Annotated in this window: 25 protein-coding genes and 4 tRNA genes; 18 read left to right on the forward strand and 11 right to left on the reverse strand. The window is 65.8% G+C overall.

The window, feature by feature from the left end; translation table 11 throughout:
• Positions 1–179 precede the first annotated feature (179 nt).
• The 4 genes from ACV22W_RS16005 (at position 180) to ACV22W_RS16020 (ending at position 3,587) form a co-directional block, all read left to right on the forward strand.
• Positions 180–989: a helix-turn-helix transcriptional regulator gene (locus ACV22W_RS16005; protein ID WP_448020395.1), complete on the forward strand. Its 810-nt coding sequence runs from the start codon at positions 180–182 to the stop codon at positions 987–989.
• A 175-nt stretch (positions 990–1,164) separates the two neighbouring features.
• Positions 1,165–2,910 (forward strand): FAD-dependent oxidoreductase, encoded by a 1,746-nt coding sequence (locus ACV22W_RS16010; RefSeq protein ID WP_448020396.1) that lies wholly within the window; start codon positions 1,165–1,167, stop codon positions 2,908–2,910.
• A complete protein-coding gene (locus ACV22W_RS16015) occupies positions 2,907–3,119 on the forward strand; it encodes a hypothetical protein (RefSeq protein ID WP_448020397.1) in 213 nt (70 codons plus the stop codon). Before ACV22W_RS16010 ends, ACV22W_RS16015 begins: the two co-directional genes overlap by 4 nt.
• A 213-nt stretch (positions 3,120–3,332) precedes the next feature.
• Entirely contained in the window at positions 3,333–3,587 is a 255-nt protein-coding gene (locus ACV22W_RS16020) for a GlsB/YeaQ/YmgE family stress response membrane protein (protein ID WP_059530096.1), read from the forward strand.
• Between the two features lie 88 nt (positions 3,588–3,675).
• Here the strand turns inward: ACV22W_RS16020 and ACV22W_RS16025 are convergent, their stop codons facing one another.
• From ACV22W_RS16025 to ACV22W_RS16040, 4 genes are all read right to left on the reverse strand, one after another.
• On the reverse strand, positions 3,676–4,158 hold the full coding sequence (locus tag ACV22W_RS16025; RefSeq protein ID WP_448020399.1) for a TlpA family protein disulfide reductase: 483 nt from the start codon (positions 4,156–4,158) through the stop codon (positions 3,676–3,678).
• Positions 4,155–5,414, reverse strand: coding sequence for an exo-alpha-sialidase (locus ACV22W_RS16030; protein ID WP_448020400.1), 1,260 nt, complete (start codon positions 5,412–5,414; stop codon positions 4,155–4,157). Before ACV22W_RS16030 ends, ACV22W_RS16025 begins: the two co-directional genes overlap by 4 nt.
• Positions 5,402–7,750, reverse strand: a complete 2,349-nt coding sequence (locus ACV22W_RS16035; RefSeq protein ID WP_448020402.1) for a TonB-dependent receptor — start codon at positions 7,748–7,750, stop codon at positions 5,402–5,404. Before ACV22W_RS16035 ends, ACV22W_RS16030 begins: the two co-directional genes overlap by 13 nt.
• 127 nt (positions 7,751–7,877) lie before the next feature.
• Positions 7,878–8,267, reverse strand: a complete 390-nt coding sequence (locus tag ACV22W_RS16040; protein WP_448020403.1) for a DUF2946 domain-containing protein — start codon at positions 8,265–8,267, stop codon at positions 7,878–7,880.
• Positions 8,268–8,465: 198 nt separating this feature from the next.
• Between ACV22W_RS16040 and ACV22W_RS16045 the strand changes: the two genes are divergently transcribed.
• Positions 8,466–8,612 carry a hypothetical protein gene (locus ACV22W_RS16045; RefSeq protein WP_167359231.1) on the forward strand — a complete coding sequence of 49 codons (147 nt, stop codon included), beginning with the start codon at positions 8,466–8,468 and terminating at the stop codon, positions 8,610–8,612.
• A 220-nt stretch (positions 8,613–8,832) separates the two neighbouring features.
• Positions 8,833–9,426, forward strand: a complete 594-nt coding sequence (locus tag ACV22W_RS16050) for a chorismate mutase (protein WP_448020404.1) — start codon at positions 8,833–8,835, stop codon at positions 9,424–9,426.
• A 37-nt stretch (positions 9,427–9,463) separates the two neighbouring features.
• On the opposite strand, the gene ACV22W_RS16055 is transcribed toward ACV22W_RS16050, so the two are convergent.
• Positions 9,464–10,591, reverse strand: a complete 1,128-nt coding sequence (locus ACV22W_RS16055; RefSeq protein ID WP_448020617.1) for an exonuclease domain-containing protein — start codon at positions 10,589–10,591, stop codon at positions 9,464–9,466.
• Positions 10,592–10,752: 161 nt separating this feature from the next.
• The gene (locus tag ACV22W_RS16060) at positions 10,753–10,956 is read right to left on the reverse strand and encodes a cold-shock protein (RefSeq protein WP_006476615.1); all 204 of its coding nucleotides are present in this window, start codon (positions 10,954–10,956) and stop codon (positions 10,753–10,755) included.
• Positions 10,957–11,349: 393 nt separating this feature from the next.
• On the opposite strand from ACV22W_RS16060, the gene ACV22W_RS16065 reads away from it, so the two are divergent.
• On the forward strand, positions 11,350–11,613 hold the full coding sequence (locus ACV22W_RS16065) for a hypothetical protein (protein WP_448020405.1): 264 nt from the start codon (positions 11,350–11,352) through the stop codon (positions 11,611–11,613).
• 507 nt (positions 11,614–12,120) lie between these two features.
• Positions 12,121–13,263, forward strand: coding sequence for a porin (locus ACV22W_RS16070; protein WP_448020406.1), 1,143 nt, complete (start codon positions 12,121–12,123; stop codon positions 13,261–13,263).
• 108 nt (positions 13,264–13,371) lie between these two features.
• Here ACV22W_RS16070 and greB read toward each other — a convergent pair whose 3' ends face one another.
• The gene (gene greB, locus ACV22W_RS16075) at positions 13,372–13,935 is read right to left on the reverse strand and encodes a transcription elongation factor GreB (protein ID WP_059530120.1); all 564 of its coding nucleotides are present in this window, start codon (positions 13,933–13,935) and stop codon (positions 13,372–13,374) included.
• Positions 13,936–14,065: 130 nt separating this feature from the next.
• On the opposite strand from greB, the gene ACV22W_RS16080 reads away from it, so the two are divergent.
• The 3 genes from ACV22W_RS16080 to ACV22W_RS16090 all read left to right on the forward strand — a co-directional run bounded on the left by ACV22W_RS16080 (position 14,066) and on the right by ACV22W_RS16090 (position 14,424).
• A tRNA-Arg gene (locus ACV22W_RS16080) sits at positions 14,066–14,142 on the forward strand.
• Between the two features lie 67 nt (positions 14,143–14,209).
• A tRNA-Arg gene (locus ACV22W_RS16085) sits at positions 14,210–14,286 on the forward strand.
• Positions 14,287–14,347: 61 nt separating this feature from the next.
• Positions 14,348–14,424 (forward strand) — tRNA-Arg (locus tag ACV22W_RS16090).
• A 178-nt stretch (positions 14,425–14,602) separates the two neighbouring features.
• Here ACV22W_RS16090 and ACV22W_RS16095 read toward each other — a convergent pair.
• The 4 genes from ACV22W_RS16095 to ACV22W_RS16110 all read right to left on the reverse strand — a co-directional run bounded on the left by ACV22W_RS16095 (position 14,603) and on the right by ACV22W_RS16110 (position 18,908).
• Positions 14,603–16,969 (reverse strand): RelA/SpoT family protein, encoded by a 2,367-nt coding sequence (locus ACV22W_RS16095; RefSeq protein ID WP_448020408.1) that lies wholly within the window; start codon positions 16,967–16,969, stop codon positions 14,603–14,605.
• Between the two features lie 63 nt (positions 16,970–17,032).
• Positions 17,033–17,236, reverse strand: a complete 204-nt coding sequence (gene rpoZ, locus ACV22W_RS16100) for a DNA-directed RNA polymerase subunit omega (protein WP_006025620.1) — start codon at positions 17,234–17,236, stop codon at positions 17,033–17,035.
• A 58-nt stretch (positions 17,237–17,294) separates the two neighbouring features.
• Entirely contained in the window at positions 17,295–17,978 is a 684-nt protein-coding gene (gene gmk / locus ACV22W_RS16105; RefSeq protein WP_448020410.1) for a guanylate kinase, read from the reverse strand.
• A gap of 6 nt (positions 17,979–17,984) precedes the next feature.
• On the reverse strand, positions 17,985–18,908 hold the full coding sequence (locus tag ACV22W_RS16110; protein WP_448020412.1) for a YicC/YloC family endoribonuclease: 924 nt from the start codon (positions 18,906–18,908) through the stop codon (positions 17,985–17,987).
• 175 nt (positions 18,909–19,083) lie between these two features.
• On the opposite strand from ACV22W_RS16110, the gene rph reads away from it, so the two are divergent.
• From rph to ACV22W_RS16145, 7 genes are all read left to right on the forward strand, one after another.
• On the forward strand, positions 19,084–19,824 hold the full coding sequence (gene rph / locus ACV22W_RS16115; protein ID WP_448020414.1) for a ribonuclease PH: 741 nt from the start codon (positions 19,084–19,086) through the stop codon (positions 19,822–19,824).
• Entirely contained in the window at positions 19,817–20,446 is a 630-nt protein-coding gene (rdgB, locus tag ACV22W_RS16120; protein WP_448020415.1) for an RdgB/HAM1 family non-canonical purine NTP pyrophosphatase, read from the forward strand. The genes rph and rdgB overlap by 8 nt, the downstream gene beginning before the upstream one ends.
• A gap of 34 nt (positions 20,447–20,480) precedes the next feature.
• Positions 20,481–21,695 carry a radical SAM family heme chaperone HemW gene (gene hemW / locus ACV22W_RS16125; RefSeq protein WP_448020417.1) on the forward strand — a complete coding sequence of 405 codons (1,215 nt, stop codon included), beginning with the start codon at positions 20,481–20,483 and terminating at the stop codon, positions 21,693–21,695.
• A 42-nt stretch (positions 21,696–21,737) separates the two neighbouring features.
• Positions 21,738–21,825 (forward strand) — tRNA-Ser (locus ACV22W_RS16130).
• A 152-nt stretch (positions 21,826–21,977) separates the two neighbouring features.
• Positions 21,978–22,379 (forward strand): hypothetical protein, encoded by a 402-nt coding sequence (locus ACV22W_RS16135; RefSeq protein WP_448020419.1) that lies wholly within the window; start codon positions 21,978–21,980, stop codon positions 22,377–22,379.
• Between the two features lie 157 nt (positions 22,380–22,536).
• Positions 22,537–22,830: a hypothetical protein gene (locus ACV22W_RS16140; RefSeq protein WP_175907476.1), complete on the forward strand. Its 294-nt coding sequence runs from the start codon at positions 22,537–22,539 to the stop codon at positions 22,828–22,830.
• 176 nt (positions 22,831–23,006) lie between these two features.
• Positions 23,007–23,498: a TonB family protein gene (locus tag ACV22W_RS16145; RefSeq protein WP_448020421.1), complete on the forward strand. Its 492-nt coding sequence runs from the start codon at positions 23,007–23,009 to the stop codon at positions 23,496–23,498.
• The last annotated feature ends 6 nt before the right edge of the window (positions 23,499–23,504 follow it).

Consider the following 23,504-nt stretch of genomic DNA (forward strand, 5'->3'; position numbering starts at 1 on the left):
AGATATAAAGGCCTGATAAGCATCGCTTATCAGGCCTTTTCTCTTTCCCGGCCACGGTTTCCGATAAACGGAGTCCTACGCCACCCTCCCCGTCATTTCCGCTTGCGGGCATCCCCCGACTCCCGCGCCGCGCGCCGCCGATTACAATCGCCGGACCACCCGCCCCTCCCCCCCGCATCATGCGCATCTGGCGTCTCGAACGACCCAACCTCGGCGGACAACTGGACGTGTCCCGCGCAACCGGCCTCGTCACCGCGATCGGCGGCAGCGAGCCGAATGTGTTCGCCGCGGAAATCCTGAAGCTCTTCGACGACGCGCTGTCCGTCACGCAGTGCACGATCTTCGCGTACGAATTCGGCAACCGGCCCCGCACCGTCTCGGTCGCCGATCATCGCGGCGGCCGCTACCTGCGTGACGTCGCCGACACCTACGCGCGACATTTCTATACGCTCGACGGCAACCAGAAGATCGTCTCGGCCGCCGGTCGCGGCACGCACCGCCGCGACGTGCTGCTGCATCAGCAGGCCGGCGACGAGATCTGCCACGACGCATATCGCGCGGCCTGCTATCGCGGTCCCGACGTGTCCGATCGCCTCGCGTTGCTGATGCAGCCAAACGACTCGACCTGGCTGTCGATCAATCTGTATCGCGCGCATCGCAGCGGCGCGTTCCAGCCGCGCGAAATCGCGGCCATCGAAACGCTCGCGCCGCTGATCGCGCAGGCCGCGCAGCACCACTATGCGCTCGCCGGCGCGGCGCAGATCGGGATCCCGCAACTGATGCTCGCGCGGCTGCGCGGCGCATGCCCGGCATTGTCCAAGCGCGAACTCGACGTGCTGCGCGGCGTGCTCGAAGGCCAGACCGCGCAGGAGATCGGCGAGACGATCGGCATCAAGGCCTCCAGCGTCGTCACCTATCAGAAGCGCGCGTACCGGCGCCTCGGTATCTCGAGCCAGCGCCAGCTGTTCGCGCTGTGCCTGCAACCCTGAACCGCGCTCGCCGAGCCTGAACGCGTCGGGGTAAATCCCGGCCCGCTGCCAGCCGTACGCTGTACCCGGAATGGGGACAGCGATGTTCGGTCCGGCTTCCATACTGCATCCAGCCTGCCGCACGCATCGCGTCGTCGAGCGTGCGCATTCAAACAGTGCAACCTGGAAGCCAACGATGGGCATTGAATTCAAGCCATATCCGTTCGTCGCCGCGCGCCATCCCGCTCACCTGCCGGCCTGCAGCGACGGTGTCGACATGCAGCGGCACCGCGTCGCGATCGTCGGTGGCGGGCCGGTGGGCCTTGCGGTCGCGCTCGGTCTCGCCAATCACGGCATCCGCAGCGTGCTGCTCGAAGCCGACGATTCGGTCTGTCACGGCAGCCGCGCAATCTGCATCTCGCGACGCAGCCTCGAGATCATCGAGCGGCTCGGCGCACTCGATCGTTTCCTTGGCGTCGGACTGCCGTGGAGCGGCGGACGCAGCTTCCATCGTCACGACGAAGTACTGCATTTCACGATGCCGGAGGACGAAAACCAGAAGCTGCCGCCGATGGTGAACCTCGCGCAGTATCACATCGAGCAGTTCCTGCTCGATGCCGCGCTGCGCCGCCCCGAACTCGTCGAAATCCGCTGGCAGACGAAGGTCGCCGGCGTCACGCGGCGTCCGGACGGCGTGCGTCTCGACGTCGATACGCCGCTCGGCGGGTACGCACTCGATGCCGACTGGGTCGTCGCGAGCGACGGCGGGCGCAGCACGATGCGCGATGCGCTCGGCCTGTCGCTGCACGGCACCAGCTACGAAGGCCGTTACGTGATCGTCGACATCGCGCTCGACAGCGATCGGCCGACCGAGCGGCTCGCCTACTTCGACCCGGCGTCGAATCCGGGCTCGACGGTGCTCGTCCACAAGCAGCCCGACAACGTGTGGCGGATCGACTACCAGCTGCGCGACGATGAGGATCCCGAAGCGGCCGTCAAACCCGAGAACGTGATCCCGCGCGTACAGAGCCTGCTCGACATGATGGGCGAGCGCGGCGACTGGTCGCCGATCTGGATCACGATCTACAAGGCGAACGCGCTGACGCTCGAACGCTACCGGCACGGCCGCGTGCTGTTCTGTGGCGACGCCGCGCACCTCGTGCCGATCTTCGGCGTGCGCGGCGCGAACTCGGGCATCGACGACGCGGACAATGTCGCGTGGAAACTGGCGTACGTGATTCGCGGCCTCGCGTCGGACGCGCTGCTCGACAGCTATTCGGACGAGCGCGTGTTCGCGACGCACGAGAACCTGCGCTACGGCACCAAGAGCACCGAGTTCATGGCGCCGCCGTCGTTCGCGTTCGAGCTGATGCGCAAGGCCGTGCTGACGCTCGCGGTCCGGCATCCGGCGTTGCGTTCGCTGATCAATCCGCGCCAGACTTCGGCCATCGCCTACACGGCGTCGCCGCTGAATGCGGACGAACGCGATTCGTTCTCGGCTGGGCCGCCGCCCGGCACGGTGCTCGCCGAATGTCCGCTGATGCTGCACACGTCGAGCGACATCTGCAACGACAACGGCGCGCGTCGCGGCTACCTGACCGATCTCGTCGGCTCGTGCTTCACCGCGTTCCGCTTCACACGCGACGGTGCGCCCGATCAGTCGTTCGCCGATCTCGAGCGACGCCTGCACGACGCCGGCATCCCGTTCGCGCTGGTCACGCTCGCGCGACACGCGGCACCGCAACATCAGCGATGCGGCGGCTACGATGCCGACGGCCGGCTGTTCGACCTGTACGGCGCGCGCGACGGCACCGTCTATCTCGTGCGTCCGGACGGACATGTGCTCGGCCGCTGGCACGATGCGCGCGTCACCGACCTGAGCGCCGCACTCGAACGCGCGCTGCACCCGCACATGTCAGCCGATCTTCAGGAGAACGCATGATGACGGACACCGAACGCGACATCCTTTACACCGACCTGTGCCGCACGATGACTCGCATCGGCGAAACCGATGCATCGCTCTTTCTCGCGCGCTTCGCGCTGCTGGCGATCGAGGCGATCGGCGACGCGGCGACCGTCACCCGCCTGATTGCCGACGCCGGTGACGGCCTGCCCGACACCGACGCATCGACGCCGACGCAAGGACGATGACACATGGCGCCCCTTCCTTACAGATTCATTGCGTAGACAGACGAATCCCCTGGAAAAACCCGTTAAGGGTGCATAACATTACTTAACGATTCCGACCCGTCTATCGCGTTACATTGCGTGGGCGGCGCGGCGGGTCGCATGCCGCCTTCACGCAGCTTGCGGAGAAACAGCCGACGTCCGGTCATTTCGACTCAACACAAGGAGAGGATCACCATGACTCATGGCTTGATTATGTGGCTCATCATCGGCGCGATCGCCGGCTGGCTGGCTGGCCTGCTCGTCAAGGGCGGCGGGTTCGGCCTGATCGTCGACATCATCGTCGGTATCGTCGGCGCGGTGATCGGCGGCTGGCTGGCCGGGGTGCTCGGCATCAGCCTCGGCAGCGGCTTCATCGGTTCGGTGATCGTCGCGGTCATCGGCGCCGTGATTCTGCTGTTCGTGATCCGGCTGTTCAGGCGCGCGGCCTGACGATCTTCTCGCGCGCCTGCGGGCGCGCTTTCGTTTCGTATCTGCATCGAAGCGGCGCGCGGCATCGCCCGCGCGCCACCTTCCGCTTTCACCGACGCTTGCCGCCTTGCAACCAGCCGTCGAGCACGTCGGTCGTCAGCAATCCGCTGCGCGCCTCGCGTGCGCCATCGCGTCCGATCCACACGGTACGCGGCATTTCTCCCCGCCACCTCGCATCGAGTGCCGCCCGCAGGCGCTCGGGCATCGGCTCCGCATTCGCATACTGCGCGACCTGCGGCGGCAGGTTCATTTGCGCGAGCGCGTGTGCGATTGCCGCACCGTTCTCGTCGTACGCGTCCATCGAGACCATCGCGAGCCGCACGTCCGGATGCCGCCGCCCCCACGCGACCAGATGCGCGGCGTTCTCGCGGCAGTAGCCGCAATCGAGCGACCAGATCTCGACCGCGAGCGGCCGTTCGGGCGCCGTCGCGTACAACTTCGCGACCTCGGCCGCGTGCAGCGGCTGCAGTTCACCGGCCCACGCGGACAGGCTCGCAAGCACGGCGCCGATCGAAACCATCAGTCGTTTCATTGCGCTCCCTCCACGGAAATCAGCCGATAGCCGTCGTGACGCGTACGCCACGACAGGTAGATGCGTCCGGCATCGTCGAGCAGTTGCGGGTTGTCGCTCGCACCCGACGTCGTCGCGATCACGCGCGGCACCGACCAGTGCTCGCCGCGATCGTCCGAGCGGCGCAGCTTGATCTGCATCGTGTCGCCGTCGAACGCCTTCCATGCGAGCCAGACGACATCGCCGCGCGCGACGAGCGCCGCATGCGATGCCTGCTCGGCCGGCACCGCCGGATTCGCGCCGAACGTCCAAGGCGTGCCGAGCGGCCGGCCATCGACGTCGATGCGCGAGTAGAACACGTCGGCGCGACCGTCGACGACGCCGAACCACGCAATGTGGCGGGTGCCGTCCGGCGTGATCGCGAGCGCGGGCCCGTGCTCGGGGCACGCCTCGACGTGCCAGTTCGAGAACGTCGCGCGAACCGGCACGACGGGCGCCGACGCCGACACGGGCAGCACCGCGAGCGCATGGTCGCGGACCTGCCCCGGGAACACGTTGCGCCACACGGCCTCGATATGTCCGGCCGGACCGATCGCCATCGCGATGCGACAGCATTCGCATGTGTGATCGGTGACCTTGCGCTCGGGCTCGAACGACGCGCCGCCGTCGCGCGACACGGCGAAGTAGACTGCCGCGCCGTCGTACGTCCGCCCCGCCGCCTTCGCCGCGACGAGATCGCGCTTGTCGATCCACGCGATCGCAATGTTGCCGGCCGGATCGACCGCCATCATGTCGAAGCGGTGCGTGATCGCCTGCCGGTCGCGATGCACGGTGACGGGCACGCTCCAGGTCGCGCCGCCGTCGAGCGAACGCGAGAAGCGCACCATGCCGGTGTACGGCGCATCGAGCGGCATCGACCACGACACGTACACCGCGCGACCGTCCGGGCTCGTCGCGATCTTCGGGCGATTTTCCGCACTCGTGTAGATCGGCTCGGGCATCGCGTTGACGGTCGTGCGTGCGGACAGCGTGCGGCCCGCGTCGTCCGAGCGCGCGACGACGACGTGCGCGCCTTCGACCCATGCGACCCACAGCCGGTGCCGCGCGTCGAATGCGGCGCCGGTCGCGAGCGGCTGCTTCTGCTGCGCCGGCGCGGCCTGCATGTTCATGTGCGCCGCATGCGGATCGACGGCGTTCGGCGCGTCGTGCGCGCGTGCGGGCGACAGCGCCGCGAGCCACATCGCGCAGCCTGCCGCGAACGATTTCACAGCGACCATTTCAGTTCTCCGAAGAAAGTGCGGCCCGGATACGGGTGGAACACGTAATAGCGGCGGTCGGTCAGGTTGTCGATGCCGAGCGACGCGGTCCAGTGACGGTCGAACCGGTAGCGCGCCTTCAGGTCGACGACCGTGAAGATGCTCGTGCCGCCGTACACGTCCGGATTCACGTCGCCGTTGTCGAGCGTATTGAACTGGCGGCCCGAGTAGCGGACGCCGGCGCTCGCGAGCCAGTGCTCGTCGAAGCGGTACGACGCGAGCAGGTTCGCGCGCATGCGCGGGATGCGCGGAAAGCGCGAACCGACGTAAGCCGGATTCGCGGCGTCGGCCAGAATCTGCGCATTGCTCGCCGACACGTTCGCGTCGATGTCGAGCCCGCGCAGCCCGACGTTCTGACCGCTGAATGCGAGTTCGACGCCGCGTACGCGCACACGATCGACGTTCGAGATGTTGGTGACGGTCGATGCGCCCGACACCGTCGTCTGGCTGTAGATCGAATCGCGCAGGTCGCTCTGGAACACGCTCGCGCGCACGACGCCGACACCCACGTCGCGCTCGGCCGTGAAATCCCAGTCGATCGCCTTTTCCGGGCGCAGGTTCGGGTTGTTGTTGACGATCGCGTTGTTCGAGATCGCGCCCTGGAACAGTTCGCCGACCGTCGGAAAGCGCGTGCCGGTCGCGAACGACAGCCGGAAGCGCCAGACGTCCGTCGCGTCCCATTGCAGCGCGACTTTCGGCGACAGCGCATTCGCGCCGCGGTCCGCGTAGCCGAGCATGCCGTTGGCGTTGCCGAGCACGCCGCCGTATGCGTCCCAGCGCTCGTAGCGCAGGCCGAGGGTCGCGAGCCAGCCGGGCGCGAAACGCCACGCGTCCTGTGCGAACAGCGCCTGCGTGCGCGTGTCGCCCCGGTAGACGCTCGCGAGCGACGTAGTCGGCCCGGCCGGCCAGTCGGCCGTGTTGTACGTGACGTTGCGCAGGAAATAGTTGTCGTAGTGATAGCCGAACGTGAATGCGTGGCCCTTCACTTCCGGCGCCTCGGCCTTCAGGTCAAACGTGCGCCAGCCCGTGCCGTCGCCCTGGAACAGCGTGCCCGCCCCGCCCTGCACCGTCGACGCCGCGCGCAGCACGTCACGCGATACGTCGTACGCCGACACCACGCCCGACAGCCGCCAGCCCGAATCGAGCCTGCCGTTCAGGCCGAGCGCGTACAGCCAGTTCTCCTGGTCGCCGCGCTGCGGCGCGAACGCGCTCGGCGCGATGGTCATGTTCCGGCCGCCGATCGACACGTTGCCGCCGTAGACGGGATTGCCCGCCGCATCGCGCAGGAAGGTTTCGCCGTGCTGCCGGTAATGGTTTTCCCAGTGCCCGAGCGTCAGCGTCGCGTCGACGCGGTCCGTGAACGCGTAGCCCGTCCGCACCGTCCCGTTGAGCTGCTCGGTCCGCTCGATGGTCTGCGCGCCGACGATCGTGCGCGGCTTGCCGTTCGGCCCGATGTCAGCAGCCGCCCCCGTTACGGGTACGGCGGCGCCGAGCTTCGGGTTGTAGGCTGAATTGGGGCTCGCATACTGCATCGGCTGGCCGTCGCTCTCCAGCCGGTCGAGCGACAGCGAAAACCAGAACTTGCCGATGCGGTTCGCGATCCGCGCGGTCTGGTGATTGCCGCCGAAGCTGTCCGCGAAGCCGTAGCCGTCGTGATAGCGCTGCGTGAAGAACTGCGTCGACAGCGACGCCTCGAGTGCGTCGGGGCGCCGCGTCGTCAGCAGCACGGTCGAGCCGATCGCATTGCCCGGATACAGCGCGGAAAAGGGACCATACAGCACGTCGACGCGCGCGATATCGTCGGGCGCGATCAGCGACCAGCGCGGCGGATACGCATAGCTGGACCCCAGCAGGTTCGACAGCAGCAGGCCGTCGGCGTAGACGAGCCCGCGCGCGCTCTGCAGTTCGTTGAAGTCGCGGCCGGCGAACACGCTGTTGCGGTCGCCGATGTAGCGCTTGCGAACCATCAGGTTGGGGGCGTACTTCAGCGCGTCCTCGGTGGTGACGTTGGTGTGCGCGTCGATCTGCTCACGCGTGATCGACTCGACGACGGCCGGCGTATCGGGATCGACGGGTTGCCGCCGGGCGGTGACGTTGACGGCGGTCAGCGTGTCGCCCGTCGGCGCGGGCGCGGCAACCGGTGCGGCACGGCCGGCCGGGTCGCCCGGACCGCCGGGCACCGGCTCGGCGGATACGCGATCGATCGTGGCCGCCTGCGCGGCAGGCCAGGCAAAAACGGCCGCGCAGGCGAGCGCGAGCCGGCCGCGCGAGGACCGCGCGGCGAAGGTGAACGACATGGATGAATTCCTGAAAACGTGACCGGACGCCGCCGGGCGCGAGCCGACGCGCCGCGCGCACACGGCGCGGCGCGCGGACCGGGCCGCGGGCGGCACGCGCGCCATCGGGGCGCGCGGACGATATCAATCAGATCGCGATGTTTTCAGGCGGACCGCGCGGCTGCGCGAGACGGATGCCCTTGCGGGGAAAAACGGGAATGGCGGGCGCGGCCGCCCGGTACGCGAACGTGCGCACGAAGCCCGGCAACGCAGGCAGGCTCGTGCCGAGCGCCACGTTCGCCGCGAAGCCGGGACAGTACACGCAGTGCGGCACGCCGGCATGGTCGAACGACGATGTGCCGCGGTCGTCGCCCGACTGCGCGAGGACGATCTGGCGCGCACCTGCCGCACTGCACAATTCGAGCGTGAGCTCGCCGGAACCGTTCGATGCGAGACGCGCGTAGCCGACGACGGGCGACAGTACGTTCAGTACGAGCGCCAGCCATACGAGGCCGATCCATCGCGTCGTTCGTTTCATCGCGGTCCGGGAAAAAAGTGCGCGCAAGTATAACAAGCGGCCCGATCGTTGCCGACGTGCGAGGTGCAATAGTCGGCATCGCACGGAGCGCAGCAGCGCATGTGCCGTTAATACAACAGAGACAAAATCTAACGATTCGGCTCTGGCACAAATCCGAGCGCGAGGTTGATAATCATTGAACCTGCTGGAGAAACGACCATGGACGAAAGACCAACCCGCATGCCCCCGCCCGAGCAAGTGATGAGCCCGGATCCGGAACCCGTCGGCGTGGAATTCCTCGCCGAGTTGCCCGAGTATGTCCGGGCATTCTTCGACGAGCAGCACAAGCTGTACTCGCCGAAGTGAACCTACGTTCCGTTCTGTAACCGCCACGTGTCGATCGATATCGTGCGGTTCATCGCTGCGTTTTCGGCGCAGATCGCTTCGCACCCGGGCTGCAACGGCCTGACGGTGCCGGATCAGCGCGTCCGCTGATTCTTCTGTCGCGTCGTTCCGCCGCGCGACGGTCTTCGTCTATCCTTCTGGTTTTCCACCTCCGGCCCGCCCGGTTATCCCGATCGTTCCGATGAAACAAGTCATTCGTGCCAGCGTCGCTGTCGCCGCGCTCGGCGTCGCCTTTTTTTCGTCACCGCACATCGCACGCGCGGACGGCGATGACACCGCGCTCACCAATCTCGTCGCACTCGCATCGCAGCGGCTCGCCCTTGCCGAACCCGTCGCGCGATGGAAATGGGCGAATCACAAGGCGATCGAGGACCAGCCGCGCGAAGCGGCACTGCTCGCATCGGTCGAGAAGCGCGCCGCACAGTCCGGCGTGGATCCGGCGTTCGCGCGCACGTTCTTCGAGGATCAGATCGCCGCGAGCAAGGACGTGCAGAACGCGCTCTTTGCAACGTGGCGCGCGACGCGGCCGCCGGAAGGCTCCCCGCCCGACCTCGCGACCAGCACACGGCCGGCGCTCGATCAGATCACGCAAAAGATGCTGGCCGGCCTCGCGCAAATCGCACCGCTGCGCGACGCACCCGACTGCCAGGCGCGGCTCGCACGCAGCATCGCGAACTGGAAGACACTGACCCGCTACGACCGCACCCAGACGCAGGCGCTCGGCATCGCGCTGTCGCACGTCTGCTCCGCCGGCGGCGCCAGTGCGATCGGCTGACGGCGCACGGCCATTGCGCGCGGCAGCACGGACGTGTTCAGTCGGCAGGCGTGAGCGCCGCTAGCGGAATCAGTTGCAGGCCGCGCGCGAGATGCGTCTGCAGCAGGCGATGGGTATGCGGTTCGAACGCACCGTCCGCGCCGTCGGCCACGAGCCGCGCGGCCGCATCGAGCGATTCGGCCGCACCGAGGTAGCGCCAGCCGTCGATCACGTGAAACAGGCGGCGCTCGCCGCTCGCCTCGAACGCGACCGGGCCATCGAACGGCCAGGGCGCATTGCCGGCACGGCCACTTTCGGCCGCGGGACGCCGGTTATATGACGGACGCAGGCGAGCGATCCACTGCGCTTCCGCGAGCATCGCGCCGAGTTCGTTGCCGGTCTCCCGCCATTCGACACGCCGCACCTGCTGCGCAATCCGCATTTCCTTCGACGAGCGCCTCTCGCCGGTCAGCAGCGCACGCAAGCGCTGCCGCACGCGCACGCTGCGGCCGACGTACAGTGCTTCGTCGCCCTCCCCGAACAGCGCGTACGCGCCGCATCCGGCCGGCGCGGTATCGAGCCACGCTTCGGTCATGCCGCCCGCGAGACGGAAGTGGCGCGTCGTGCGCGCAATCTGGTCGCGCAGACGCTCGAGTGGCACGATCTCGTGCAATTGCCGCCAGAACTGCCAAAGGAGATCGGCATCCGCGAGCGCCCGGTGGCGGGCGGCGGGGACGAGACCGTGGCGTTCGATCAGCGCATCGAGTCCGTGTCGCGCCTCCCGCGGAAACAGCGCGCGCGACAGCCGCACCGTGCACAGTACGTCCGGATTGAATGCGAGGCCGGCGCGCTCGAATTCGGCCCGCAAGAAACCCCGGTCGAAGCTCGCGTTGTGCGCGACGAACAGTTTGCCGTCGAGCCGCTCGAACAGCGCGTGCGCAAGCGACGCGAACGACGGCGCGTCGCGCACCATCTCATCGGAAATGCCCGTCAGTTGCTGGATGAACGGCGGAATCGATTGCCCCGGGTTGACCAACGTCGTCCATGTCGATATGCCCAGCGGGCCGATTTCGACCACGCCGATTTCAGTGATGCGGTGCTCGGCGGACGAACCACCGGTGGTTTCGAGGTCGACGAAGACGAGCGGCTGTTCGCAGGCGGGATCTGACGGGCTGAAATCGGACATAAAAGGCGGGAGAAACGATGCTTCCGTGAAGTATGCACCGGCGGGCGTGTTCGCGACCAGTCCGAAGCGGATTCGATTCACCGGTCTCGGGTTTTCGTGCCCCAAAAAGCAAAAAGCCCCCGCGATGCGGGGGCCGGACGTGATCGGCAATGCGTGGCGCGTCAGACCGCCTGGATATTCGCTGCCTGCTTGCCTTTCGGACCGACTTTCACGTCGAAGGAAACGCGCTGATTTTCCTTCAGCGTCTTGAAGCCGTCCATGCGGATTTCGGAAAAGTGTGCAAACAAATCTTCGCCGCCATTGTCGGACGTAATAAAGCCAAAACCTTTAGCATCGTTAAACCATTTTACGATACCGGTATCCATACCTTCGTTCCCCACTCGTTTAGATCAAAAAAGCTACTGTTTATAGCCGCTTCCCGAAATCCCGCAACGGCGCGCCGACACTCACCCCCAGCGCTCCGCCCGGGGACGGAGTGCTGACTTTATAAATTGGACAATCCGGGTGCGTCAAGGGAATTTTTGGCGCCTTCTTTATCAAAAAAACGTCAATAGCACTGGAATCGGTACACGATCATCCTTTATTAATTGATCCGCATCAAAAACCTGTCAATATTACCGGGATCGAATCACTCATAATCCAGCTCGTGGAAAATCTACCGGGGACAAATCGGATCGGTAAAATCCTCGGGTTTATTCCGGATTGCCAAGAACGAGTGACGTTGCGATGCTGGTGCAAGGCAAAGGAAGGAGAAGGTCATGTGGCTGGACGGAATCAAACGCTTCGCGAGCCGGCTCGCACGCGTACGCCGCAAGTCCCGCGCGTTGGCCGAGTCCCGTGACACGCCGTGCGACACCGAGTTCGATCCGACCTGGCATGGCGATCATTGGCAGAACCTGCTGGCGTCGCCGCTGGACGCCCGTCACTATGTGATGGAAGACTGGACGTACACGCCACTGCAGACCGAAGCCGACGACACTCAGCCGACGGGCAAGCGCAAGCGACGCTCGTATACGCAGTAGGGATCCGGGAAGCGGGCAAAAAAAAGCGCGACTGGGAAGTCGCGCCGACAAAGGTTTGGAGATCTTTTCCGTCAACGAAAAAGTCTGCTTCGGAAAGCAGAGATCGCAGTATAGCGAGAGAACATCCTTTCATTATCCATGCTCCACACAAACCTCTATTGCCGATGTGTCAATAATCGCGCTAGGTCTACTTCCGCTCGCCATTGATTGCCTGTCGCGATCGCGCAACGTCCACGACACCCTTTATGTAGTCCTGAGCACTTACTCAATCTTCTGCACTGCCGCAAAGTCTTGATGGCCGGGGCTTCCGGCGCCTACACTCATTCTTGCGGGATTCAAAATACAGTATTGCCGGAAGCAGTTTTCTTCCGCACCCGGCCCCATCCGTACACTGCAAATGGATTTACGACGAGGGTGCCGCGCTCCACGCGCACGGCGTCGCCGACCCGCGACGCCGCCGATGCCCGCAGCAGGTTCGATCGACATCATCCTGTTTGGAGACAGATCATGAAAAAGCCCCTGATCGTCGCCGCATTGACCGGCGTGTGCGCCACTGCCGTCCATGCGCAAAGCAGCGTCACGCTGTACGGCCTGATCGACGCCGGCATCACTTATACGAACAACCAGGGTGGCCACAGCGCGTGGCAGGAGACGAGCGGCTCGATCAACGGCAGCCGCTGGGGCCTGCGCGGCACCGAGGATCTCGGTGGCGGACTGAAAGCCATTTTCACGTTGGAAAACGGCTTCGGCATCAACAACGGTTCGCTCAAGCAGAACGGCCGCGAATTCGGCCGTCAGGCATTCGTCGGCCTCGCGCACGAGAGCTACGGGTCCCTCACGCTCGGCCGCCAGTACGACAGCGTCGTCGATTTCCTCGGCCCGCTGTCGCTGACCGGCACCCAATACGGCGGCACGCAGTTCGCGCACCCGTTCGACAACGACAACCTGAACAACTCGTTCCGGATCAACAACTCGGTCAAGTATCAGAGTGCCAATTACGGCGGCCTGAAGTTCGGCGCGCTGTACGGCTTCTCGAATTCCAGCGATTTCTCGAACAACCGCGCATACAGCGTGGGCGCGTCGTACAGCTATATGGGTTTCAACGTCGCGGCCGCGTACATGCAGCTCAACAACAACATCAACGCGCTGTCGCTCGCAGCCAGCGACCCCGGCGCGGTGGCCGGCGACTGGACGTTCGCCGCCAGCCGTCAGCGCACCTGGGGCGCGGGCCTCAACTACACGTTCGGGCCCGCGACGGCCGGCTTCGTGTTCACGCAGACGCGCCTGACCGATTCGGCCAGGATCAGCGCCGGGCAGTCCGGTGTGTCGGGTGGCATCCCGCTCGCCGGCGGCACGCGCTTCAACAATTACGAAGTGAACGGCCGCTACGCGCTGACACCGGCGTTCTCGCTCGCGGGCTCGTACACGTACACCGACGGCCGCCTCGACGGCCAGACGCCGAGCTGGCACCAGTTCAACCTGCAGGCCGACTATGCGCTGTCGAAGCGCACCGACCTGTATCTGCAGGGCGAGTACCAGCGGGTCAATGCGGACGGCCTGGCGGTCGGCGCGAACATCAACGGGCTCGGCACCGCGTCGTCGACGAACAAGCAGATTGCGGTCACGGCCGGCATGCGCCACCGCTTCTGAGCAACGTTAATCGGTCCGGGCCCTTCTGCCAGGAGCATCATGACAAGCGCCCCACCCCGGGGCGCTCGTCGTTTCAGCGCGGCACTGCGCGGATGCGCCGCTCGCTGCTCACGCGCTGCCCGGTGCCGGATAGCGAACGTCGAGCACGTCGATCGGCTGGGGACCGGCCGGCGTCATCAGCGTGACGGTGTCGCCGATCTTCGCCTTGATGAGGGCCCGCGCGACCGGCGAGATCCAGCTGACACAACCGCGATCGAGATCGACCTCGTCGATCCCGACGATCGTGACGGTGTGATCCTCGCCGTCCGGCGTCGCGTAATCGACGGTCGCGCCGAAGAACACCTGGTCGACATTCTCCTGCCGGCTCGCGTCGACGACTTCGGCGAGATCGAGCCGCTTCGTCAGGAAGCGGATCCGGCGGTCGATCTCGCGCAACCGCCGCTTGCCGTAGATGTAGTCGCCGTTCTCCGACCGATCGCCGTTCGACGCGGCCCACGACACCAGCCGCACGACCTCCGGACGCTCGACGTCGATCAGGTTCAGGAGTTCGTCCCTGAGCCGCTTGTGGCCGGCCGGAGTGATGTAGTTCTTCGTGCCCGCCGGAATCGCGGGTTGACTCGGGTCGAGATCGTCGTCGTCGCCGTCCGACTCTTTGACAAACGCCTTGTTCATGATGCAGATTCAACACATGGATGATTGATGCATCAAGGGTACACGAACGCGGCCGCCCAAGATCGGGTGACATTTTTTGCGAATAAGGCTTCCCTTTTTATACAACCCTGCTATACTTCCGCTTCTGCGTGCGGCTGTAGCTCAGTTGGATAGAGTACTTGGCTACGAACCAAGGGGTCGTGGGTTCGAATCCTGCCAGCCGCGCCACCTTTTTCGAGGGCCTTCCAAACCGAAGGCCCTTTCAGTTCGATGTTGTAGCGTTTTGTTGTTGCGTGCGGCTGTAGCTCAGTTGGATAGAGTACTTGGCTACGAACCAAGGGGTCGTGGGTTCGAATCCTGCCAGCCGCGCCACCTTTTTGGGGGCCTTCCCATCGTAGAAGGTTCCGACAGTTGAAGCAGTACCGCTTTGCGTGCGGCTGTAGCTCAGTTGGATAGAGTACTTGGCTACGAACCAAGGGGTCGTGGGTTCGAATCCTGCCAGCCGCGCCACCTCAGAAGGGCCTTCCTCCGGGAAGGCCCTTTTTCTTTTCCGCCCCCTCTTCTCTTCATCAGCCGCCCTCTCGATTCGAGCCGGGTTGCCGCTGCACGACACCGCCCGACCCGCGGCACAAACGAAAACGGCGGCCCGTGGCCGCCGTCGTATCCCGCCGCAAACCAACGCGCGGCGTCAGTAATCCTGCCGCTCGCGCTCGATGCGCATGCCGCCGTCGTGACGCGCATGCACGCTGTCGTCGGTCGAGCGCTCGCGCATGATCCGCATCACGTCCGGATTGGTCCGCACGCGCCGCATCACATTCGCGAGATGCACGCGATCGCTGACCTGGATCACGAACCGCAGCACCGTCGATTCGTGCGTCAGATCCTCGTCCATCGCGATGTGCACGATGTTCGCGTCGGCCGACGTGATGTCCGCCGCAACGCGCGCGAAGATGCCCTTCGTGTTCTTCACGAGCGCCTTCACCGCGACGTCGAACAAACGACCCGGCTGCGGCGCCCACTCGACGTCGATCCAGCGGCCCGGATCGCGACGATGAATGCGCTGCGCGACCCGGCAATCGGTCGTATGAATCGCCATGCCGAGGCCGATGCCGATATAGCCCATGATCGCATCGCCCGGAATCGGCCGGCAGCACGCCGACAGTTGCACGGACATCCCTTCGGTGCCGGTAATCACGACCGGCGGCGCATTGTGCGCGGGATGCCGCTCGGACTTCGGCAGATCGTCGTCCGCATCGCGGCCGCTCATCAGCACCTCGATGCGCTTGGCCATCACCGCGGCGACGCGGCGGCCGAGGCCGATGTCCGCGAAGATTTCCTGGCGGCTCTTGTTGCCCGTCCACTGGACGAGCTTCTCCCACACCTCCGGCGCGACATCGGCGAGCGCGAGCCCGTAACCCTTCAAGCTCTGGTCGACGAGCCGCTCGCCGAGCTGCACCGACTCGTTCAGCCGCATCGTCTTCAGGTAGTGACGAATCGCCGAACGTGCCTTGCCGGTGCGCACGAAGCCGAGCCACGCGGGGTTCGGCTTCGAATACGGTGCGGTGATGACCTCGACGATGTCGCCGCTCTTGAGCTCGGTACGCAGCGGCAGCAACTCGTTGTTGATCTTCACGGCCACACACTGGTTGCCCAGATCGCTGTGGATCGAATACGCGAAATCGAGCGCCGTCGCACCGCGCGGCAACGCCATGATCTTCGACTTCGGCGTGAACACATAGACCGCATCCGGGAACAGGTCGATCTTCACGTGCTCGAGGAATTCGCTCGAATCGCCGGCTTCGCTCTGGATGTCGAGCAGCGACTTCAGCCACTGATGCGCGCGCTTCTGCACGTCGTTCAGATCCGCGCCGCCGTTCTTGTACAGCCAGTGCGCGGCCACGCCCGCCTCGGCGATCTCGTGCATCTTGCGCGTGCGCACCTGGAACTCGATGGGCGCGCCGAACGGGCCGACGAGCGTCGTGTGCAGCGACTGGTAGCCGTTGATCTTCGGGATCGCGATGTAGTCCTTGAACTTGCCGGGCACGGGCTTGTACAGCGCGTGCAGCGCGCCGATGCACGTGTAGCAGTCGAGCGGATTCTCGACGACGACGCGAAAGCCGTATACGTCGAGCACCTGCGAGAACGACAGCTGCTTGTCGCGCATCTTGCGATAGATGCTGTAGATCGTCTTTTCGCGGCCGGTGATTTCGGCGTCGAGCTTCGCGTCGCCCATCGCGCGCTGCGCGGCCTCGAGGATCTTGCTGATCACTTCGCGGCGGTTGCCGCGCGCAGCCTTCACGGCCTTCTCGAGCGTCGCGTAGCGATGCGGGTTGAAGTTCGCAAAGCTCATGTCCTGCAGCTCGCGATACGTGTTGTTCAACCCGAGGCGGTGCGCGATCGGCGCGTAGATGTCGAGCGTCTCGCGTGCGACGCGGCGGCGCTTTTCCATCGGCACCGCGCCGAGCGTGCGCATGTTGTGCAGACGGTCGGCGAGCTTGACGAGAATGACCCGCACGTCGCGCGCCATCGCGAGCAGCATCTTGCGGAAATTTTCCGCCTGCGCTTCCTCGCGGCTGCGGAACTCCATCTTGTCGAGCTTCGACAGGCCGTCGACCAGTTCGGCGACCTTCGGGCCGAACCGTTCGGCCAGCTCGCTCTTGGTCACACCCTGGTCTTCCATCACGTCGTGCAGGAGCGCTGCCATCACGGCTTGCGCGTCGAGCTTCCAGCCGGCGCAGATTTCGGCGACGGCGACGGGGTGAGTAATGTAGGGTTCGCCGCTCTGGCGATATTGACCGAGGTGGGCTTCGTCACTGAAGTGGAACGCCGCCTTGACCTCTTTGATTTCTTCCGGAGGAAGATACTCGGCAAGCGCGGCCGTCAGTTTCGCGATCGAAACGACGCCGTGCTTGCGCGGCTGCTCCGGAGTGGCGGTCGGCCCGAACAGATGTCGGAAGGACTGTTCGAGGACCGCGTCGATGTACTGGCGCGCAGGTGACTGGGCCGTGGCTTCGGTGGTCGAATCCGCGGAGGCGGACGATGGGGTGGTGCTCATATTCGCCTCCAGGTCGAGTCGTTGCGCGCGTGGACTACATGGCTGGAACGGGCCGGATGCGCGTTACACCGGCACCTTCTTCAGCATCTCGACGCCGACCTGGCCGGCGGCGATCTCGCGCAGCGCGACGACGGTCGGCTTGTCGCGGCTCTCGATCTTCGGCGTATGGCCTTGCGCGAGCTGCCGCGCGCGGTAAGTGGCGGCGAGCGCCAGTTCGAAGCGGTTGGGGATTTGCTTCAGGCAGTCTTCGACGGTAATGCGAGCCATGTTGGTAATTCCTTCTGAATATAGTCCCTATTCTACCTTATGTCCCTCTACCCCCGCGTCATTCCGCGTGGGGCAAATGGATGCCGAGCTCGATGAACAGCTCGGAATGTCGCGCGTACTGCGAAGCAAAGCGCAGGCGCGTTGCGGCGACGATGCATTCGAGCTCGGCCAGCGCACGATCGAAATTCTCGTTGATCACGACGTATTCCGCTTCGGACGCGTGCGCCATCTCGCTGCCTGCGGCGAGCAGGCGTCGCGTGATCACGTTCGGCTCGTCCTGGCCGCGCTTCTTCAGACGTTCCTCGAGCGCGTCGAGCGACGGCGGCAGAATGAAGATGCCGACCGCGTTGCGGAACTGCTTCTTCACCTGCTGCGCGCCCTGCCAGTCGATCTCGAGCAGCACGTCGTGGCCGCTCATCATCTGCTCCTCGATCCAGACGCGCGACGTGCCGTAGTAGTTGCCGTGCACTTCCGCGCTTTCGAGGAATTCGTGCGCGGCGTGGCGAGCGCGGAAATCCTCGACGGTCGTGAAGTGATAGTGCTGGCCGTCCTGCTCGCCCGGGCGCGGCTTGCGCGTCGTGTACGAAATCGACAGGCAGATGTCGCTGTCCTTCGACAGCAGCGCGTTCACGAGCGTCGACTTGCCGGCGCCCGACGGCGCGATGACCATGAACAGGTTGCCGGGATAGACGCCGCCGTGCAGCGCATGCGACGCGTGGCCGTCGTGAGTGGGATGGGTCATGTTGCGTTACTCCAGGTTTTGCACTTGCTCACGCAACTGCTCGATCAACAGCTTGAGCGCCATCGATGCGTCGGCCAGTTCCTTCGCCGCCGCCTTCGAGCCGAGCGTGTTTGCTTCTCGATTCAGTTCCTGCATCATGAAGTCGAGACGCTTGCCGACGCGGCCGCCCTTCTCGATCACGTGACGCGTTTCGTTCAGGTGCGCGGTGAGTCGCGACAGTTCTTCCGCGATGTCGATCCGGATGCCGTACATCGTCACTTCCTGACGAATGCGTTCCGCGGCTTCCTCGCGCGTGACGATCGGCGCGCTGCCTTCGGGCACCGCGAGGCCGAGCGCTTCCTGCAGCCGCTCGACGATCTTCTGCTGATGCTTCGCGATCAGCTCCGGCACGAGCGGCGTGATGCGCGCGACGATCGCTTCCATTTCGGTGACGTTCGACAGCAGCATCGTCGCCAGCTGCGCGCCCTCGCGCGAACGCACGACGACGAGCTCGCCGATCGCTTCCTTGCCGCACGCGAGCACCGCGTCACGGATCGCTTCCGCCGACACGCCGCTCTCGGCGAGCACGCCCGGCCAGCGCAGGATCTCGCCCGCACGCAGGCGGCCGACGCCCGGGAACGAATCGAGCACCGAGCGCTCGAGTTCGGCAAGCTGGCCGAGGGCCGTCTGGTTCAGCGCACCGGCACCGATGCTCTGCTCGCCGCGCTGCAGGTTGATGCGCACGTCGACCTTGCCGCGCGACAGCTTGTTCATCAGCATCTCGCGCAGCGCGGGCTCGCACGCGCGCACGTCGTCCGGCATGCGGAAATTCAGATCGAGGAAGCGCGAGTTCACGGTGCGCAGTTCGACCGACACGCTGGTGCCGCCGTTGCCGGTAGCCGTCGCGAGTTCGCGCGTCGCGCTCGCATAGCCCGTCATGCTGTAGATCATGGTTCGTCTCGCCGTCTGGGTGCCCTTCTCGGGCGGGAATATGTCGAGGCGCCCGGCGCATTGCAAGGCGCGGGGCGGGAAGCGCGCATTATCCCATTTTTGCGCCCCACCCCGCCGGGCAAGGCAGCCGTTCGGCGCTAAAATCGGGGTTTCCTCTTCCGTCCACGATTCCCCCATGACGTCTTCCCTGTCCCGCCCGAGCGGCCGCCGCGCCGACGAACTGCGCAAGGTCGCGCTCACGCGCAACTACACGAAACACGCCGAAGGCTCGGTACTCGTCGAATTCGGCGATACCAAGGTGATCTGCACCGCGAGCGTCGCCGAACGCGTGCCCGAATTCCTGCGCGATCGCGGCCAGGGCTGGCTGACGGCCGAATACGGGATGCTGCCGCGCGCGACGCACACGCGCAGCGACCGTGAAGCCGCGCGCGGCAAGCAGACGGGCCGCACGCAGGAAATTCAGCGCCTGATCGGCCGCGCGCTGCGCGCCGTGTTCGATCTCGAAGCGCTCGGCCCGCGCACGATCCACATCGACTGCGACGTGATCCAGGCCGACGGCGGCACGCGCACGGCCAGCATCACCGGCGCCTTCGTCGCCGCGCACGACGCCGTGTCGAAGCTGATCGCGGCCGGCAAGCTCGCGCGCTCGCCGATCACCGACCACGTCGCCGCGATCTCGGTCGGCGTGTACGAAGGCGCGCCCGTGCTCGATCTCGACTACGCGGAAGATTCGCGCTGCGACACCGACATGAACGTCGTGATGACGGGCGCCGGCGGCTTCGTCGAAGTCCAGGGCACCGCCGAAGGCGTGCCGTTCTCGCGCGCCGAGATGAACGCGCTGCTCGACCTCGCGCAAAGCGGGATCGGCCAGCTCGTGCAGCTGCAGCAGGACGTGCTGGGCGCCGGCCATGTCTGACGATCGCACCCTCGCGCCGCTGTCGCGCATCGTGCTCGCGTCGAACAACGCCGGCAAGCTGCGCGAGTTCGCCGCGCTGTTCTCGACGGTCGGCATCGAGATCGTGCCGCAGGGCGACCTGGCCGTGCCGGAGGCGGACGAACCGTTCGGCACGTTCATCGAGAACGCGCTGACGAAGGCGCGGCACGCGTCGCGGCTCACCGGCCTGCCGGCGATCGCCGACGATTCCGGCCTGTGCGTGCGCGCGCTGCGCGGCGCGCCGGGCGTCTATTCGGCGCGCTACGCGCAGCGCGCGGGCGGCGACAAGGGCGACGCGGCGAACAATGCGTACCTCGTCGAGCAGCTGCGCGGGGTCGACGACCGGCGCGCATACTACTGCTGCGTGCTCGCGCTGGTGCGCCACGCGGACGATCCCGAGCCGCTGTTCGCCGAAGGTCGCTGGGCGGGCGAGATCGTCGACACGCCGCGCGGCGAGCACGGATTCGGCTACGACCCGTATTTCCACCTGCCGTCGCTCGGCGCGACGGCGGCCGAACTCGAGCCGGCCGTGAAGAACACGCACAGCCATCGCGCGCTCGCGCTGAAGGCACTGCTCGCGCGGCTCGCGGAGGAACTGGCATGATCGTCTTCGTCACGCATTCGCAACCGGAGGCCGCATGAGCCAGGCGGCGGAAACCGGCGCGCGCGTCGTCGCGGCCTTCACGTCGCCCGGCCAGGTACGGCTCACGTCGCTGCCGCCGCTCGCGCTGTACGTGCATTTTCCGTGGTGCGTGCGCAAGTGCCCGTACTGCGATTTCAACTCGCACGAGTGGAAGGGCGAGCGGTTTCCGGAAACCGAGTACCTCGACGCGCTGCGCGCCGATCTCGAACAGGCGCTGCCGCTCGTCTGGGGTCGGCAGGTGCATACGGTGTTCATCGGCGGCGGCACGCCGAGCCTGCTGTCCGCGGCCGGTCTCGACCGGCTGCTGTCCGACGTGCGCGCGCTGCTGCCGCTCGATGCCGACGCCGAGATCACGCTCGAGGCGAACCCGGGCACGTTCGAAGCCGCGAAATTCGCGCAGTTCCGCGCGAGCGGCGTGAACCGCCTGTCGGTCGGCATCCAGAGCTTCAATGAAGGCCATCTGAAGGCGCTCGGCCGCATTCACGACACCGCGCAGGCACGTGCGGCCGTCGAGATCGCGGCGAAGACGTTCGACAACTTCAACCTCGACCTGATGTTCGCGCTGCCGAACCAGACGCTCGACGAATGCCGGGCGGACATCGAGACCGCGCTGTCGTTCGCGCCGCCGCATCTGTCGCTGTATCACCTGACGCTCGAACCGAACACGCTGTTCGCGAAGTTTCCGCCCGCGGTGCCCGACGACGACGCGTCGGCCGACATGCAGGAATGGATCCACGCGCGCACGGCCGAGGCCGGCTACGACCGCTATGAAGTGTCCGCTTACGCGAAGCCGAATCATCAGTGCAAGCACAACCTGAACTATTGGCGCTTCGGCGACTATCTCGGGATCGGCGCGGGTGCGCACACGAAGTTGTCGTTCCCGAACCGGATCCTGCGGCAGGCACGCTACAAGCACCCGGCCACCTTCATCGAACAGGCGATAGCCGGCACGCCGGTGCAGGAAGAACGTGAAGTCGGTGCGCGCGACCTGCCGTTCGAGTTCATGCTGAACACGCTGCGGCTCGTCGAGGGCTTCCCCGTGCACAGCTTCGTCGAACGCACGGGCCTGCCGATCGGCACGATCGAACCGGCACTCAAGGAAGCGGAGCAGCGCGGACTGATCACGCGCGATTTTGCGCAGATCGCACCGACGCCACTTGGTCAACGTTTCCTCAACGACTTGCAGGAATTGTTCCTGCGCGACGATTGAGGCGGAACGAGGCGGCATTTCGGTTACAATGCCGCCTCGTGTGGAAGCGTGGCCGAGCGGTTTAAGGCACCGGTCTTGAAAACCGGCGACGGGAAACTGTCCGTGAGTTCGAATCTCACCGCTTCCGCCAGGAAGTTCGCCAAACCCCGTCCATTCATCGAATGACGGGGTTTTTTGTTTGTCCGCCGCGGGCCGCGCACGGTGCCCGCCCCGCGTGCCGACGCATCTCGCCCGATGCCGTTACAATCCGGCGCTCCGATTCGCGAAACGGGAAACCACGTCATGAAGCCCTTCATCGCCTCGTCGCTCGTCGCCCTGCTGGCTGCCGTCGGCACGCACGCCGCGGCCGCCGATTCCACCTCCGGCACCGATGCGCAAACACCATCGTGCGCGATCGCGTACGTGAAGGGCGTCGGCGGCTCGCCGCGCAGCCTGCGCGAATATCTCGCGAGCCCGACGCCGTACAACTACCTGAAGGAAAACGAGATCCAGTGCAAGGTGTCGGACGATGGGCGCGCATCGAACTGCACCGGTGTGACCTATATCCGCAACGAACAGGTCAGCGTGTACGACGATTCCGACCCGGCGACGCTGACGGTCGTCGCGCCGGTGGAACTCGAGCACGGCGAGAAGTATCCCGTGATCCTCGTGGTGCAGCGCAAGGACGCGCGCTGCACGCGGTAACCCGCGACACGGCACGCACACCGTGGCAGCCGACGACGCGCGCGAGCCTCACGAGCCGGGCCGCCATCGCCTAGAATTCGATCAGCACGGCGACACGACCGCCGCCGCGACTCGATGCCGCCCGCGCCATCCGTGCGTGCGGCCCACGGAGACCGCCATGACCGAACTGTCGACAGCGACGGATCACGTCGATTACGAAGGCTTCGAGATCCATGTGGTGCCGGGCCTCGCTCCCGGCAGCGACACGCGTTACACCTACACCGGCTATGTCTGCCATCCCGGCGTGAATCCCGCGCTGCCCGATCATGCGGTGCCCTTCCACGCGGACGGCGAGGAAAGCTTCGCGAGCGTCGACGAAGCGGTTCAGGAAGCCGTGCACATCGGCAAGAGCATCATCGACGGCACGCATCCGGACCTGTCCGTTCTGTCGCTCGTCACGCACGGCTACTAAGCGGGGCGGTCGGGCCACGCCCACCGCCACGGCGCGCGATGCGCGTGCACATATCGCGCCCGCGCGGTCATCCGCGAATCGCCACGTCGCGCTTCGCGCACTATGTGTTTCTCCCGATAACAGGTCGCGCCCGGACGCCTATCATTTTTTTTATAGTCACCCTCCGGCACTCCGCCATGTCCCCTCTTCCCCTCCCGTGCGCCAGCCGGCTGCGTGTTGCCGCGCTGGTCGCCGCCTCGTTGCTTGCCGCCTGCACGATCACACCGCCGCCGTCGCTGCGCTCGGTGCTGACGATCCCGTCCGTCATCCGAAGCGCGAATCGCGACCAGTATCGCGTCGAAGTCGCGCGGTGCGTCGCCGAGCACAATCCGTCCGGCGTCTCGCGCGGTACGCCGCAGGCGATGCTGCGCTCGCTCGTCGTCGTCGCGTACACCGTCGATGGCAGCGGCCGCCTCGTCAACGCGTCCGTCTATCGCAGCAACGGCGACAGCGAAGCGGAAGGGCTCGCGCTCGCGTCGCTGCGCCGCTCGGCACCGCTGCCGCCACCGCCGTCGAAACTGCTGGACGGCAACGGCAGGCTCGAGATGATGGAAGGCTGGCTGTTCAACGACGACGGCCATTTCCAGCTGCAAAGCACCGCATCCGCACAGGCGCAATCGCTCGACTGAGCCCGC

This window comes from Burkholderia sp. AW49-1 (assembly GCF_053427845.1).